General features: G+C 48.4%; 13 protein-coding genes. 4 read left to right on the forward strand and 9 right to left on the reverse strand.

The window, feature by feature from the left end; all coding sequences use genetic code 11:
- Positions 1 to 272 precede the first annotated feature (272 nt).
- Complete coding sequence (locus tag AB5H98_RS01065; protein ID WP_367924056.1) at positions 273 to 1,667, reverse strand: ATP-binding cassette domain-containing protein; 1,395 nt, start codon at positions 1,665 to 1,667, stop codon at positions 273 to 275.
- On the reverse strand, positions 1,642 to 2,694 hold the full coding sequence (locus tag AB5H98_RS01070) for an ABC transporter substrate-binding protein (protein ID WP_367924057.1): 1,053 nt from the start codon (positions 2,692 to 2,694) through the stop codon (positions 1,642 to 1,644). The genes AB5H98_RS01065 and AB5H98_RS01070 overlap by 26 nt, the downstream gene beginning before the upstream one ends.
- A 94-nt stretch (positions 2,695 to 2,788) precedes the next feature.
- Between AB5H98_RS01070 and AB5H98_RS01075 the strand changes: the two genes are divergently transcribed.
- Entirely contained in the window at positions 2,789 to 3,466 is a 678-nt protein-coding gene (locus AB5H98_RS01075; protein WP_367924058.1) for a Crp/Fnr family transcriptional regulator, read from the forward strand.
- On the opposite strand, the gene AB5H98_RS01080 is transcribed toward AB5H98_RS01075, so the two are convergent.
- The 7 genes from AB5H98_RS01080 to AB5H98_RS01110 form a co-directional block, all read right to left on the reverse strand.
- Positions 3,463 to 4,041: a 5-formyltetrahydrofolate cyclo-ligase gene (locus AB5H98_RS01080; RefSeq protein WP_367924059.1), complete on the reverse strand. Its 579-nt coding sequence runs from the start codon at positions 4,039 to 4,041 to the stop codon at positions 3,463 to 3,465. The genes AB5H98_RS01075 and AB5H98_RS01080 overlap by 4 nt on opposite strands.
- A complete protein-coding gene (locus AB5H98_RS01085; protein ID WP_367924060.1) occupies positions 4,038 to 5,828 on the reverse strand; it encodes a glycosyltransferase family 2 protein in 1,791 nt (596 codons plus the stop codon). The genes AB5H98_RS01080 and AB5H98_RS01085 overlap by 4 nt, the downstream gene beginning before the upstream one ends.
- A 51-nt stretch (positions 5,829 to 5,879) precedes the next feature.
- Positions 5,880 to 7,739, reverse strand: coding sequence for a glycosyltransferase family 2 protein (locus AB5H98_RS01090; RefSeq protein ID WP_367924061.1), 1,860 nt, complete (start codon positions 7,737 to 7,739; stop codon positions 5,880 to 5,882).
- Entirely contained in the window at positions 7,736 to 8,479 is a 744-nt protein-coding gene (locus AB5H98_RS01095) for an ABC transporter ATP-binding protein (RefSeq protein ID WP_367924062.1), read from the reverse strand. Before AB5H98_RS01095 ends, AB5H98_RS01090 begins: the two co-directional genes overlap by 4 nt.
- Positions 8,480 to 8,492: 13 nt before the next feature.
- Entirely contained in the window at positions 8,493 to 9,293 is an 801-nt protein-coding gene (locus AB5H98_RS01100; RefSeq protein WP_367924090.1) for an ABC transporter permease, read from the reverse strand.
- A 12-nt stretch (positions 9,294 to 9,305) separates the two neighbouring features.
- Complete coding sequence (gene rfbC / locus AB5H98_RS01105; protein WP_367924063.1) at positions 9,306 to 9,872, reverse strand: dTDP-4-dehydrorhamnose 3,5-epimerase; 567 nt, start codon at positions 9,870 to 9,872, stop codon at positions 9,306 to 9,308.
- 161 nt (positions 9,873 to 10,033) lie between these two features.
- Positions 10,034 to 10,759, reverse strand: coding sequence for a peptidoglycan DD-metalloendopeptidase family protein (locus AB5H98_RS01110; RefSeq protein WP_367924064.1), 726 nt, complete (start codon positions 10,757 to 10,759; stop codon positions 10,034 to 10,036).
- 161 nt (positions 10,760 to 10,920) lie between these two features.
- Between AB5H98_RS01110 and AB5H98_RS01115 the strand changes: the two genes are divergently transcribed.
- The 3 genes from AB5H98_RS01115 to AB5H98_RS01125 are packed head-to-tail and all read left to right on the forward strand — an operon-like array spanning position 10,921 to position 14,611.
- Entirely contained in the window at positions 10,921 to 11,820 is a 900-nt protein-coding gene (locus AB5H98_RS01115) for a pseudouridine-5'-phosphate glycosidase (protein ID WP_367924065.1), read from the forward strand.
- The gene (locus AB5H98_RS01120) at positions 11,807 to 13,207 is read left to right on the forward strand and encodes a hypothetical protein (protein WP_367924066.1); all 1,401 of its coding nucleotides are present in this window, start codon (positions 11,807 to 11,809) and stop codon (positions 13,205 to 13,207) included. Before AB5H98_RS01115 ends, AB5H98_RS01120 begins: the two co-directional genes overlap by 14 nt.
- Before the next feature lie 33 nt (positions 13,208 to 13,240).
- A complete protein-coding gene (locus AB5H98_RS01125; protein ID WP_367924067.1) occupies positions 13,241 to 14,611 on the forward strand; it encodes a hypothetical protein in 1,371 nt (456 codons plus the stop codon).
- The last annotated feature ends 113 nt before the right edge of the window (positions 14,612 to 14,724 follow it).

Raw genomic sequence — 14,724 nt, forward strand, 5'->3', positions numbered from 1 at the left:
GATATCCCTGCTTTCTGCGTACCAATCTACGCATATGCAGGCAACACAAAATCAGCCGCGCACAGCGCAGAAAGCACGCTCATTTTTTTGTTGGCATGATCGCCCTCGAGGATCGCCCTCCACGCTGTTTCACTCTCCTTTTTCCATCGTCATGGGTTCCATTCGCCTTATTCAGTTTATGCTTTTCCGGCACAGTTTGTCAAGGAAAACCGGAACAAATCGTGATTCGGCAAAAACTACTGTTCCTTTTTCAAAAAGATTTCAACAAATTGTCAAACCCTTTTCTCTGCCTTTTCCAGCTCCAAAATGTAAGCACCAAGCCGTGTCGCATCTTGCTCATCATGCGTCACAACCACAATTGTCCTGTCTGCCTGACGCTCTTTTACGAACTGTATTGCACGAAGATGAGCCTCTTCATCCAAGCCCTTAAAAGGTTCGTCCAACAGCACCGTCTCCACTCCATCTGCCAGCATAGCCCGTGCCAACGCCACGCGACGTCTTTGTCCGCCGGACAATTCAGATACCGGCCGCCCACTTTCTTCTTTCGTAAGCCCCAATTGGGCCAAAGCCTGTAAAATGAAACTTTCGGACTTACTGCAAACGAGATGTACATTCTCCACTGCATCTGCATACTCCAAGAGCCTTTCCTCTTGAAAAGCGGCGGAAAAATGATTATTTCCTCTATCTACACTTCCTTCTTCCGCAACCAACAATCCAGCTATCACGCGGAGCAATGTAGTTTTTCCAAGGCCGGACGGTCCCATCACACATGCAATTTTGCCCGCCGGGAAGGTAAAGGTCAGTTGTCTCAGCACCGGAGAGGCACCGAATCCTTTGCTGACATTTTCCAAACGAATCTCCGATGGCTTGGCGGATGTTTTGCATGTGGGCGCCGACACATGGAGCAGATACTGCCCCACGCGGTCCAGAACAAATAAAAACAATTTTTCAAAACATAAACTCAACAGCACAATCACTACTGTCCATGCCAAGAGTTCCGCCGTGGAAAAAAGCAGTTTCGCATCGTACAGCTTCTCACCGATACTTCCGGATGTAATTCCAATGACCTCCGCCGCTACACCGCTCTTCCAGCACAACCCCAGCCCTACGGCACAAGCTGCCCGAAAGGGTGGAAATACCGATGGCAAACGAATGTATCGAATCGTGCGCCATGCAGGGAGTTCATACAATTTTGCAAGTTCCAAAAGAGCACAGTCCGTCTGGCGAATTCCCGTAAGTGTATTGGTATATATGATGGGCAGCACCATGAGAAAGCTAATAAAAACGGCTAAGTTTCCTGCGTTTCGAAGCCACAACAGTGCTAAAATAATAAAGCTCGCCACCGGAATGCTTTTTACGGTAACCATCAGAGGGCGCAGCAATGCACGCACCACACCGGATGCAGCCGCCAACGCCGCAAGCACAACACCGGCTGCGACCGCCAGTAAAAAACCCGATAAAATTCGAACTGAGCTAAATAAAACGGTCGCCCAAAACTCTCTTGTCAAAATCAAATGAGCCAGTGTAATCAACACTTTTATTGGCGAAACTAAAAGCAACTCGCTCCCAATGCAGGCGCTGGCCGCCTGCCACAGCAAAAGCCAAAAGCAGACAGCCAGCGTATTTATAATGATTTTCTTTTTATGCTCCATAATAGAACGCATCATCGGGCATCGTACCTCCCACCGAATCAGGAGCCTGGTCGTACAACACCTGCAAATAACCGGAAACTTTTTCTTTCATCTCGGATCCGGTGATAAATGTGATATTGCATGCGGGCAACGCCTTCTGCGCCACTGCTGCTTTGGGCACAATCTCATACCCAGCAACCAGTTCAGCCGCCTCTTCTACATTGCCATTCACAAAATCCACACTGGCAGCATAGTCTTCCAGGAACTCTTCAAGAGCCTCAGGATTTTGTTCTGCAAACTCCTTGCGAACCACTGCTACACCAGTGACCAGCGCCGAGTCCGGGGAAACCTTATTCCACTCCTCGGTCATATCCAATGCAACTTTTACATTTTCATTCTGCATTTGCAAGGTGGTAACATAAGGCTGCGGCAACATAGCTACGGCTCCTTCACCGGCGCTCTCCATTGCAGCAGCAACCTCGGTCGCCTCGCTCAAATACTCCACAGTCACATCTGTGCCCACCGTAAGGCCATTCTCTGCAAGCACATAATTAAGCACATACTCCGGTGTGGTTCCTTTTCCTGTAGAATAAATGGTTTTTCCGGCCAAATCCGCAACAGAAGAAATTTCCTCTCCATTGGTAACAATATACAGTACACCCAATGTATTGATTGCAGCTACCTGTACGGCCCCTTCGGTCTTATTATACAGCACACTGGCCAGGTTGCAAGGCACCAATGCTACATCGATATCGCCCTTGATCAACTGCGGAGAAATTTCATCAGCCGCTCCATACATGGTAACCTGATAATCGTGCCGTGCCTCTCCCTTGTCAGCAAGGTCCATCAATTCTACAAGACCCATGGTTGTGGGTCCCTTCAAGCTGGCAATACGAAACGTTGTCCGCTCAGCAGCAGTAGACGAAGCTTCCACACTCGTTGAAGCACTCTCCGATGCAGGCATGGATGTCTGGCTGGAACTGGTGGCGTCGGACGTGCCGCATCCAACCAACAAACCGACACTCATCACCGCTGCCAAAAAGGTACAAATTACTTTTTTCATGTTTTTAAGACTCCTCTTTCTTGCAGTTTGCCGTTCCATTATAGTATAATAAAGCCCGAAAAAAAGTTGCCAATGCAACATTTGGAGGAAAACCATGGAAATTCCAAAAGAAGTCATTGAACACTGCGCTCTATTTGTACAAATGCCTACGGAGCGGGTATACGAACTTTTGGATGAGCTGTGCGCCGGAACGCGCACTTATGCTTGCGGTGAAGCACTGGTTTTAGCCGGCTATGAGAACAGCAGCATCGGCATCGTCTTAGAGGGTCGGATCGAGGCATACAAAAGCGAACCGGATGGAAGCCAGTTAATGATGGCAAACATGGGACCAGGCGGTGTGTTTGGCGATGTCATCTGCGGAAGCCACAGCAAAAAAAGCCCGGTGACCGTAGTAGCCGCCACCGACGTGCGTGCTCTTTGGATTCCTTACGCCAAGGTCTTGGGAAATAGCAATAGTCCGATGCACACGGTTTTTTTACAAAATCTGATTGCACTGTTGGCTGAGAAATACTTTTCTTTGGATCGTCGGCTAGAATTGTTAATGGCACGAACGCTACGTGAAAAGTTGTTGCGCTATTTGATGAACGACGCACCCATGAATTCGGATGGAAGTCGGCAGACTCCTTTCACTCGAGCACAACTCGCCGCTTATCTTGGATGTGACCGAGCCGCGCTTTGCCGTGAATTGTCACGCATGCAGCGAGATGGGATTTTGGAAGTACACGGTCGCAGTTTCCGTCTTTTACATACAATAAAAACGCTTCCCGACTAAACTCGGGAAGCGTTTTCTGTTTTCTCTGTTACAACATTGGCAAAGCAAATATCATGAGACTCCACAGGCAGACTCGACATGAGCATTTTCTCACGACACACCAATATACACGCTGCATTTGCACGGAGATGCGGCAAAAAGCGGTCATAATATCCCCCGCCATAGCCTAGGCGCTGACCTTGTCGCGTGGCGGCCAAACAGGGGACCACACAAACATCAATCTCCTGTGGTGGCACGCAAAGTGCATTTTTCGGTGGTTCGAGAATCCCCATTGCGCCGGGACAAAGCGTTTGCAAAGACGCAATAGCCCGTGCTTCCATCACACCCTTCCCTGTGCATAGCGGCACACAAAGACGTTTTTGATCCAGGAGCACCCGCTCCAGGAAAAGGCGCGTATCGATTTCCCTGCTGGTTCCTACAAAACAAAACACCGTTTTTGCATTTTGATAAGCAGGCATTTCCCACAGCAACTGACAAATTTTCTCTGAAGCAAGCGCAGTGTATGTGGATGAAAGCGAGTTTACCTGTATCCGCATTTGAGCGCGAATGGCACGTTTCTGTTCAGCGAGACTCATAGGGTCTCCTCGGGCAATACATCGCTCTCTGAAAAATCCTCTCGATCCAATGTCAAGTTTGGGTTGTAGTAAGGATCTTTGGTCAAGCTGTCTCCATAGCGCTCCGCCATCCGTGCTTTTTCCTTCTCAAAGCGTTCCTTGGCCGGCCCCTTTGTATCCAACCCACGGCTTTTTGATTCGTAGTGATAGAGCTGCGCGTAAGGTGTATACAACACTCGATATCCTTTATCCCTCACACGCAGGCAAAAGTCCACATCGTTGTAGGCTACTGTGAAACCCTCATCCAATCCGCCTACCTCATCGTATACGGATGTTTTGCACAAAAGGCACGCTGCCGTAACTGCAGATAAATCCTGCACGGTAGAAAGACGGAACATATAGCCAGAACTTTCTCGACGGGCGTACTTGTGACTATGCCCAGCATAGCCGCCCAATCCTATAATCACTCCACCGTGCTGTACCGTGTTATCGGGATAATAGAGTTTCGCACCGACGATGCCCACGCCCGGCTGTACCGCCAGACTGAGCATTTCCCGCAACCAGCAGCCATCAATCACTTCCACATCGTTGTTCAAAAGCAGCAGATAACTTCCTTTGGCTACCTTGCGTCCAAAATTATTGATTGCGGAAAAATTGAACGGCCCTGTATAACCAACTACACGGCAGCCCCGGTACTGGCGGCGAATTTTTTTGTAATACTCGAAGGTTGCCTCATCGGTAGAATTGTTTTCGATTACTATTACTTCAAAATGGGTATAATCGGTCTTTTCATAAATGGAGTGAAGCACCTTATCCAAATCTTCCACATGGTCTTTATTGGGAATGAGAATAGAAACCAGCGGACTGCCCGGAATATCATACTCCACTTTATAAGTGCTGGGGAACAGACCATCCGTAACCCTGCCTCGTGCACCTGTCCGTTTGAGATGTGCCGAAATTGCTCGCTTAGCCGCTTGCGCCACATAAGGTTTTGCCTGTGTTCCCGCAGACGTGGACGCAGCGTGAACCCGCCAGTAATACAACACTTTCGGAATATGCACCGGCACGGTTTTCTCGGACAGCTTTAAAAACAGGTCATGGTCCTGACTTCCGTCACACGCAGGATCCATCCCTCCTACCTCTTGAAACAATGGCCGCCGAAACATGGAAAAATGACAAATATAATTACAACAATTCAGATAATCCGGTGCAAAATCCGGTTTGAAGTGACCCGTTAGTGGCTTTTGAATATCTGTGTCAAACAAAGCTTCATCACTGTACAGAAAGTCTGCATCCGTCTCATAAGCCGTCTTTGCCATCCAGTACACAGCGTGCGGCGCCAATACGTCGTCGTGATCCAAAAGCGCCAGATACTCTCCTTGCGCCAACTGCGCAGCAGCATTGGTATTGGCCGAAATTCCTTTGTTCTTAATGCGAACATATTTCACATGAGGCTGTGTTTTTAAATACTCTCCTACTGCAGTATGCTCCTCGTCCGAAGCATCTGCTACACATAGTTCCCAATTTTTACAGGTCTGATTTTGAACGCTTTCTACCATCTGTTTTAGAAATTGCATTGGTGTATTGTACACAGGAACCAGAATACTAATCAAAGGCCAGTCGGCTGAGTTCACAGCACGTTGAGCCTCTAACAATTCCTGAGGTGGAAGAAAACGCCCCTTTTTACTTTTCATCCGGCGTTTAAAAAAACCGGTAGCGCGGCGCAGTGTAGAGCCGAATCCTTCTTCATGGACCGACCGAAAAAAAAGCGCAACCAATTCCTGCAACCGTTTCAGACGCAAATTCATAAAATGGTCCTCCATTTGGCAAAACGGGCAGAGAAGTTCTGCCCGTTTTGATCATTTATATCCGTAATTTTCATAAAGGAGCGTAAAATGGGGGTTGTAATAAGGATCTCCTCGCTCCATCAGTGCCGCATACTTCTCCACAAAACGCGCCTTTTCTGCCTCGTAGCGAGCCTGGCGCTCGCCGCCGCACTGGGTGTCATCGCCTCTGCTTTTAGATTCATGATGGACAGCCGTGGCAAAAGGCGTCATCACATTCAAATATCCCTTGGCCCGTAATTTCAGGCAAAAATCCACGTCATTGTACGCCACAGCAAAATTTTTCTCATCCAATCCGCCAACTGCCTGATACAAACTCTTTTTTACCATCAAGCAAGCACCAGTGACTGCACAGAAATTCTGCGTAGTGGCCAAACGGTACATATCTCCTGCGGAATCTCTGGGATGGCCTTTGTGATTATGGCCGGCGCTTCCGCCCAAACCAATAAACACACCTGCATGTTGCACCGTTCCATCCGGATAAAACAATTTTGCTCCCACAGCGCCCACATCCGGCCGCTGCGCATAACTAAGCATTTCTTGCACAAAACCCGGTGTTTCTATCTCCACATCATTGTTTAGAAGGAGGAGGTAATCCCCCGTGGCAAATTGTGCGCCTGCATTGTTGATTGCCGAAAAATTAAACGGCCCACTGTATTTTAAAAAGCGCAGTCCTGGCAGACGTGCGGCCGCCTTATAAAACTCCATAGTGGCCGGATCGGTAGAGTTATTCTCAATGACGATGACCTCAAGATCCTTCCACCCGGCATTTTTATACAACGCCGCTAAGCAACGTTTTAAATCATCCACATGGTCCTTATTCGGAATGAGCACGGATACCCGAGCGGGTGCACACACCTTGTACTGCGTGCGGTAAGCACCCGGACATCCCTCAATGGGAACGACCTTTCCATCCAAACCAAGACGGTCCAGATGCGCCTGCACGGCGCCTGCGCCAGCAGCCACCGCATAAGGCTTTGCCGACATATCACTGGATGTAGATGCTGCATGTCCCCGCCAATAGTACAAAACCTTAGGAATATGCTCCACACGATTTGCCTTTTCGGTCAACCGGAGGATCAAATCATAATCCTGTGCTCCGTCAAACTCCGGCCGTTCCCCACCGCCTGCGCGCTGAAACAGTTCCCGGCTAAATACCGCCAAATGAGTAATATAGTTACAACCACGTAGAGTGTCCGGAGAAAAATCCGGTTTAAAATGATATTCGCTCAGTTTTTTCAAACTTGCATCCAATACGATCTCATCCGAATAAATGAAATCCGCTCCGGTCTCATTGATTACACGAACGACCTCATACAAAGCATTGGAGCTGAGCACATCATCATGGTCCAACAGCGCAATAAATTCTCCGCTGGCTTCCGCCAAACCGACATTGGTGTTCGCGGCAATGCCCTCGTTTTTGGCAAGCCGGCAATAATTGATGCGGCCATCTTTATACTTCGCAGCCAATTTTCCCAATTTGGACTTGGGATCGTTTGAAGCATCTACCAATACAAGTTCCCAATTCTGATAACTTTGCACACGTACGCTTTCTACCATCTCTTTAAAAAAGCGTTCCGGCGTATTGTACAAAGGCACCACTACACTAACCAAAGGCATGTGCGGAAATATGATTTTCTGTTGTTCACGAAGTTCGCGTCGCAAAGGTATATCCGCACGAAAGCGCCAGCTCTCGCCCTTGGTCATCAAATCTACCCGGTAGGAGATTTCTCTGGCCAAAGCCTCACCGCCACGCTCACGGTAACATTGAACGCCACGCCGCACAAGACTGGAAAAATGCGACGGATTTGCTGTTCGCCGAAGAGCCTTTCCGACCGAGTCCCGTTCAGACGGGTCCTTTACCCGCCCGCTCATTGGTCATTTCCCTGATCCAGAGCTTTATACGCGTCGCACACCGTTTGCATATCCCCCGTCATACGTACACGTCCCTTCTCCAGCCAAGTTACCTTATTGCACATACGTTCGATTTGCTCAATGGAATGGCTAACCAAAATAACCGTCGTTCCACCGCTCATCAGTTCCCGCATACGCTTTTCGCACTTTTCCTGAAACAAAAAGTCTCCCACAGACAAAATTTCGTCCGCGATCAGCACATCAGGCTTAGTTACGGTAGCAATCGCAAAAGCAATACGGCTGACCATACCGGACGAATAGTTTTTCAGCGGCACATCCAAAAAGTCTTGCAGTTCGCTGAACTCCACAATCTCATCGAACTTAGAATCGATGTACTTGGGGGTCATTCCCAGTACCGTTCCGTTTAAATAAATATTTTCCCGTGCCGTTAAGTCCATATCAAAGCCGGCGCCAAGCTCGATCAAGGGCGCGATGGTGCCGTGCACCACAGTAGAACCGGACGATGGTTTGAACACACCTGAAATAATTTTTAAAAGAGTGGATTTTCCTGAACCGTTCAATCCGATCAGTCCGTAAAAATCCCCTTTTTCCACATTAAAAGATACATCCCGCAAAGCATAAAATTCTTCAAACTGCAACTTGCCCTGCACAGCAGCCAGAAAGTACTCTTTCAGGCTCTCATGTTTTTCCTTGGCCATATTGAAGCGCATGGAAACGTTTTTTACTTCGATCATATTCATTAAAAACGCCTCCTCAAATATGAAGGACAAACTTGTCCTGCTCTTTGCGGAACACGAACAGCCCCGCGATCAATGCGATCGCCGCGCACAATCCACATACCCAAATCATATTCCAACTGAGCATTTCGCCGTCCAACACTGCCGCACGAAAAGCCGTAATGTACCAATACAAAGGATTATAGCCAATGCAATGTTGCAAAATGGCTCCACCGGATCCTCCCATCGTGAAAGGATCATAAAAAATCGCAGAAAAATACATCAAAGCCGTTGTAAAAACGCCCCATAAATGCATGATGTCCCGAAAGAACACCGTGGCCGCCGCCAGAATCAAACCGATGCCCAAGCTAAATACAAAAAGCGTGAACAAAGGATACACCGCCAAAATAGCCGTGGGATGAAGCGGAGCACCAGTAAAAACCATTACGATGACCAGCGCAATAAAGCTAAACAGGCAGTTTACCAACGCAAATCCTGCCTTTTCCAGGGGAAAAATGTATTTGGGAATGTACACCTTCTTAATCAGAGGTGCCGCTCCCAGCATACTGGACATACAGCTTGAGGTAGCTTCGTTAAAAAAGGTAAACAAAAGCTGTCCAATAATCAAATAAACCGAAAAATTTTCGATGCCGGCACCGCGCATATCCAAAATGCTGCTGAAGACCGCCACCATAACGATGTTCATTAAAAGCGGATTCAACACACTCCACAATACACCCAAAATGCTTCGGCGATACTTCAGTTTGAAATCACGCCCGATCAAATTTTGCAAAAGGAAGCGATAGCGCCAAAAGTCCTTGCAGTACGCTTTCAACATGGACAAGTCGGTTTACCACCTTTCAAAATACTCAAAGGTCTGTTCCTTAAAACCTTTGTGCTGGCCGTCTTTGGCGGACAATTTGATTTCGCCATCCACCTGGGGCCATTGAATGCCGATGTCCGGGTCATCCCATTTCACACCGCCCTCGCTGGACGGGTCATAATAATCCGTGCACTTATAGGTAAACTCGGCTTCATCCGAAAGAACTAAAAATCCGTGTGCAAATCCTTGGGGAACATAAAACTGCTTTTTATTTTCCGAAGAAAGGATCACTCCTACCCATTTTCCAAAAGTTTTGGAATTGGGCCGGCAGTCCACTGCTACGTCAAAGACCTCACCTGAGACCACCCGTACCAACTTGCCTTGAGTATGCTCCTTTTGAAAATGCAATCCCCGCAGAACGCCTTTTGTGCTTTTAGACTGATTATCTTGTACAAAGGGGCCCACAATTCCTGCCGCCTCAAATTCTTCTTGTTGATAAGTTTCCATAAAATAACCGCGTGCGTCGCCAAACACGCTGGGTTCAATGATCAGAACTCCTTCGATCTCCGTGGGAATAAAACGAAATTTTCCCATACCAAATCGTCCTTCCTGTCAAAATTAGATACTGTATCATAATAGCATGTCATACCCTTTTTTTCAAGGACAACGCGCATCATCATTTTTGAACTTATGTGAAAATTTGTGCAATGTTTTTTCAGAAAAAGGCCCCCTTGATGTAAGGGGGCCTTTTCTTTTTAAAAATAATTTTCGGGGTCAACCAGTTTTCCATCTTTTGTGATTTCTACGTGCAGATGAGACTCTTCACTGCTCTCTGCCGGAATTTCTCCCAAAAGCGCCACAGTTTTTCCCTTTTCAACGGTGTCTCCTTCTTTGCAGCTTATTTTTTCAAAGCCACAAAGCCGAACCATCACATCTTGACATTCCAGTTCCAAAACACCGCCCCACTGGGGATCTTCATAAACTGCAACGACCGTTCCGTTTGCCGGAGCTTGTACACCTACATTCATGCTGCCTCGGATATCCAGACCGTTGTGGGTCCGCCAGTCCTGCATCGTTTCGTTGAAAACCAGCTCATCACCGCTGAAACCCTGCAAGCGCTTGCCATCCAGAGGCTGCGTAAACGAAGGCTCTTGCACAGCCTGCGACGTCGTGGACTCGCTTGGCGCTGCGGAAGAAGCGGACGGCGCCTGCGACGAGGAAGACGCACTCTGCAATTGTGACGAAGAGGAGGATTCGATCGGGATATTCTCCTGCTTTTTTTCTACCTCTGCTCCTTGATCCGCCAACCATATGTCTTCCTCCCCGTCGATTTTCTGTGACGTGCTGTTTGTTCCGAGCTGCTCCACCATTCCATTGATGGCAAGGAAACTCGTCAGCGCCGCCCCTGCCACCACAAGCGCGAGCGCCAGATAAAAGCCCTTGCCCTGCCAGAAGCGCTGGCTTTTTGTATTCTTGCTCATATCTTTCCTCCCGGACACACCCGGCGCATTTGATACTACTAGTCTGACCATTGCCGGCGCGAATATTCACTCCGCTTGCCTTTTAAACGCAAAGAAAGTATACTAAACTTGATATTGTTCGATTTTCCATGGTCGCTCTTGCGACCGGATGGGAGGTTTCTATGGACTTGCGGGCTTATCTTCACATTGCGCCCGAAGTGGATCAGGCACTTAGTGCAGGCCGTCCTGTATTGGCTTTGTCCACAACGGATTTTGCTCGCTGTCTTTCAGGGCCGGAGGGACTTGTCCTTGCCCACCGTGTGGAAGAGATTGTACGCACGTGCGGTGCGGTACCTGCACCAGTGGCCGTGTTGAACGGAGCCCTGACAGTGGGTCTTTCGCACAGTGAGTGGCAACAGGTGTGCAGCGGAGAAATGGGCAAAGCATCTCGTCGGGATCTCCCGGTTTTGCTGGCGGGGGGCGGCAGTGGTGCCGCCACGGCGGCAGCAAGTATGCTCGCTGCTTGTCTTGCTGGCATTCGCGTATTTAGCGCCGGAGCGATCGGTGGAGTATCTGCACGAGGGGTCCATATGGACGTGAGCGCCGATTTACAGGAAATACGAAAAACACCTGTGGCAGTGGTATGTGCCGGGATAAAATGTGGCTGCAGTATTCCTTTGACCTTGGAATATCTTGAGACGATGGGCGTAACGGTTCTGGGAGCTGGCACCAATCGGTTTCCGGGATTTCTGACAACAGAAGGGCCCGAGTTGGAATATCCAGCCCAAAGTCCTCATCAGTTGGCGCGAGCCGCTCGTATTAAATGGGATATTGGCCTTTCAGGCGGACTTTTGTACTGCACACGACCTGACAAAGCCCTCGCTGCGCCTGTTTACGAGCAAGCTCAGCGCAATGCGATGGACGAAGCCGACCGACAGGGCATTTGCGGCAGTGCCCGAACTCCTTTCCTACTTAAAAACATTCTTGAAAGTTCCGAGGATGCGCGCACTGTTTATACACAAGCGGTGCTTGCCAGCGCGCGAGCCGGAGCGGAAATCGCGGTGGAATATGCACAGCTTTGATATTCGAAAACGTCTTTCAGGATTTTGGATGGCAGAGAGTCCCGCCCGGTGGGAATTGATTGTTGCGGGCATTCTCGTGCTTTTTTGCTATCTTTTTTTCAATCATCCGGATATTGTAGAAACAGCCAATCATTCTTGGTTGTTTCTGGATCACTTATTTTCCGGTGATCTACTGAATTTTTACGACAATGTTCTGGCACACGAAAATACATTTTATTATGTCAATGGTGCCCATTATAATGTAATTTTATATCTCCTGTTCGGCCTTTGGCTTTTGCCTGTTTACGGAATATATCATTTATTTTCTTTGGACGCATCGGCAAAACTTTTGGCTTGTATCGCGGCACTGGGCTGCGCCTTTATGACCCGACGCCTGGCTCTGCGCCTTGACATTTCGGAAGGGCGAACAAAGTATATGCGGCTTGCTTTTCTTGTGTCACCTTTGACGCTGGCCGGTGTATTTTGCATGGGGCAATACGACAGTTTGTGTCTGTTTTTCCTTTTGTGGGCCTTGTACTTTTACTTTGAAGGACGCTTAAGCCTTTTTACCCTGCTGGTAGGCGTTGCCATGGTCTGCAAATTTTTTGCACTGCTTGTTTTTTTACCTTTGCTTTTACTGCGAGAAAAACGTCTTTCCCGACTTTGCGGTTACGGTGCACTGAGTCTTTGGCTGATGGTTCCTACGAGTCTTTTATTTTCCGGACGCGACGGAGATATGGGCTTTTTCAACGAACTGATGATTGAACGTCTGTTCAATGATACGATACCTGGCGCCCATACCGATGTGCCGCTATTTTTCTTAATGTATGCGCTGGTTCTCGTGTTCTGCTTTTTCTGGAACACGTCGGAATCCAGCCACATGCGTCGGATGGCCGTTTATATTTGCATGACTGTATTTGCTCTGCTTTTCTCTTTTGTGCTATGGCATCCTCAGTGGCTGGTATTGTTGGTTCCTTTTGCCATTCTCAGTGTCGGTACCGCTCAGAATCGCACGCCCTGGTACGCCATGAATGCGATCTGCTGTGCAGGCGCTTTACTGTTGTGTTATCAAACATTTCCCGGTCAGTTAGAGGTCGGCATGATGGATTACAGCTTTTTGCACCAGGCTCTCGGACTGAGTGCTGCTCTGGCACCCCACCAAAACCTTACTTTTTATTTTGGTTTGTTGCCTTACGTAAACCAACTGGCTCCCGTGATGTTCGCTGCACCTCTTCTGGCGGCTATCATTTTTCTTTATCCAAGGGCCACGGGTACGTTGGGAGATCAACTTTCACACAACAAGCTCTTTGCCCCCAGCATACGTGCAGGTGTGTGGACAGGAGCCTGTGTATTTGGGGCGCTATTGTTGGTTCCAGTTGCTTTCCAGTGGTACAAATGCTTTCTTTAAGATTTAAAATTCAACCGAGGCAGGTGTGATTTGATGAATAGATGCAAAAACTGTGGCAAGCCGCTTGAGGACAACACGTCTCTTCTATGTCCGGCTTGTGCCGCCACAGAGCGCAATGACGTGAAGGCTGGAAGGGCCGGTGTGCGCACAATTCGACGCATGGCTTTTGTAGCTGCGGTTCTCGCGGTCACTTTGATTATATTGGTAACGCTTTCCATTGTTTTTTCTAAAAAGTACGACTCTTCACATTTCACTACACAACTCACACAGGCGCTGGCAGACGGTGATGTAAAAACACTGACCAATCTTGTATCCGGTCAGGATATCGCTGTTTCGGAAGAAAATCTCACCGCACTTTGTCGGGCCTTTTCCAGCGAAGAAGCACGAAACACCTTGCTTCAGCAGTTAGAAGCTCAAATTATGGATCCTAACTTATCCGGTACTTCTTATCCCGCTTTGACAGTGGAAAAGGACTCCGTATTTCTGGGATATTCCAAATTTAAACTCTCTGTCCACAGTGTGCAGCTTTTCCTGGCGACAAGCGCGTCCAACCCTCTTTTGACTCTGAACGATACCGCCTGTACCGGTGAGGTCGTCTCTGGCGGTGTACTGTACAAAAATCTGTTTCCCGGCCGGTATACCTGTCTTGTGACGGCCTGTTCTTCTACCGGCGAAACTGTGACCGGAGCGGCCACAGAGCTGGATCTGTTCCAAACAAGCGAACCCACCTCATTCAATGGGGCCCTTCCCCTTTCGGACCTTACGGTTTCTGGCTGCACCAGTGACGAAGCTACTATTCTGGTCAATGACCAGGCAATCGCCGCAAAGGCCGTAGGCGGAACCGTGACAATTCCACAAGTTTCTCTGGGCAGCACGATCAGTTTCACCTTCACAGAACCTCACGGGGCTGTGACGACCGGATCCGTGCAATTTACAGATCAGAACACAACTACGTTGACTTTCGGAAATGTGACGACGACCGGTGGCGTTCCAGATAAAGCTGGCATTGACGCCCTTCTGCGCACCTATTATGCTTCTTATCTGGATGCTGTAAATCAGCAGGATGCTACAAAATTCCAGCCTATGGTCAGCGAAACATTCTTCAATGAACAGTCGCCCTTGATTTCGTCAGCAGATAAAACGGCTAACATTTATGAGTTTACCGATGCTATATGCGAAGAACCGTCGGTCTCTACACTGCTGATTGGTGAGGAGCCCGGGTTCCGATGCAATGCCACGTTCTCCTATCAATACACTGGCAGGGAAAGTCACGAAACTCAAAACGCATCGGATAAAGTGAGCTGTGAGTTTGTTTTCCGGGATGGACAGTGGAAACTGAATCGCCTGGTCAATTGCTCGGAAGAAAATTATGTATCCAATTCCACGGCAGCATTGGATGGATAAAGTATTTTATGGCGCGCAGAAATTCTGCGCGCCTTTTTTTCGGAAAAGGTGACACTGACGATGGCGTTATAAAGCATAAAAAGTACTTTTCTTTCCTGCGGGTTTCTGCTATA

The organism is uncultured Ruthenibacterium sp. (assembly GCF_963558415.1).
Classification (GTDB): Bacteria; Bacillota; Clostridia; order Oscillospirales; family Ruminococcaceae; genus Ruthenibacterium.

What these genes read in the sequence shown, in the direction of transcription:
- AB5H98_RS01070 (WP_367924057.1), bottom strand. Translation starts at nt 2,694, where the DNA reads ATGAAAAAAGTAATTTGTACCTTTTTGGCAGCGGTGATGAGTGTCGGT.
- AB5H98_RS01095 (WP_367924062.1), bottom strand. Translation starts at nt 8,479, where the DNA reads ATGAATATGATCGAAGTAAAAAACGTTTCCATGCGCTTCAATATGGCC.
- rfbC (WP_367924063.1), bottom strand. Translation starts at nt 9,872, where the DNA reads ATGGGAAAATTTCGTTTTATTCCCACGGAGATCGAAGGAGTTCTGATC.
- AB5H98_RS01065 (WP_367924056.1), bottom strand. Translation starts at nt 1,667, where the DNA reads ATGATGCGTTCTATTATGGAGCATAAAAAGAAAATCATTATAAATACG.
- AB5H98_RS01085 (WP_367924060.1), bottom strand. Translation starts at nt 5,828, where the DNA reads ATGAATTTGCGTCTGAAACGGTTGCAGGAATTGGTTGCGCTTTTTTTT.
- AB5H98_RS01120 (WP_367924066.1), top strand. Translation starts at nt 11,807, where the DNA reads ATGCACAGCTTTGATATTCGAAAACGTCTTTCAGGATTTTGGATGGCA.
- AB5H98_RS01125 (WP_367924067.1), top strand. Translation starts at nt 13,241, where the DNA reads ATGAATAGATGCAAAAACTGTGGCAAGCCGCTTGAGGACAACACGTCT.
- AB5H98_RS01100 (WP_367924090.1), bottom strand. Translation starts at nt 9,293, where the DNA reads ATGTTGAAAGCGTACTGCAAGGACTTTTGGCGCTATCGCTTCCTTTTG.
- AB5H98_RS01115 (WP_367924065.1), top strand. Translation starts at nt 10,921, where the DNA reads ATGGACTTGCGGGCTTATCTTCACATTGCGCCCGAAGTGGATCAGGCA.
- AB5H98_RS01090 (WP_367924061.1), bottom strand. Translation starts at nt 7,739, where the DNA reads ATGAGCGGGCGGGTAAAGGACCCGTCTGAACGGGACTCGGTCGGAAAG.
- AB5H98_RS01080 (WP_367924059.1), bottom strand. Translation starts at nt 4,041, where the DNA reads ATGAGTCTCGCTGAACAGAAACGTGCCATTCGCGCTCAAATGCGGATA.
- AB5H98_RS01075 (WP_367924058.1), top strand. Translation starts at nt 2,789, where the DNA reads ATGGAAATTCCAAAAGAAGTCATTGAACACTGCGCTCTATTTGTACAA.
- AB5H98_RS01110 (WP_367924064.1), bottom strand. Translation starts at nt 10,759, where the DNA reads ATGAGCAAGAATACAAAAAGCCAGCGCTTCTGGCAGGGCAAGGGCTTT.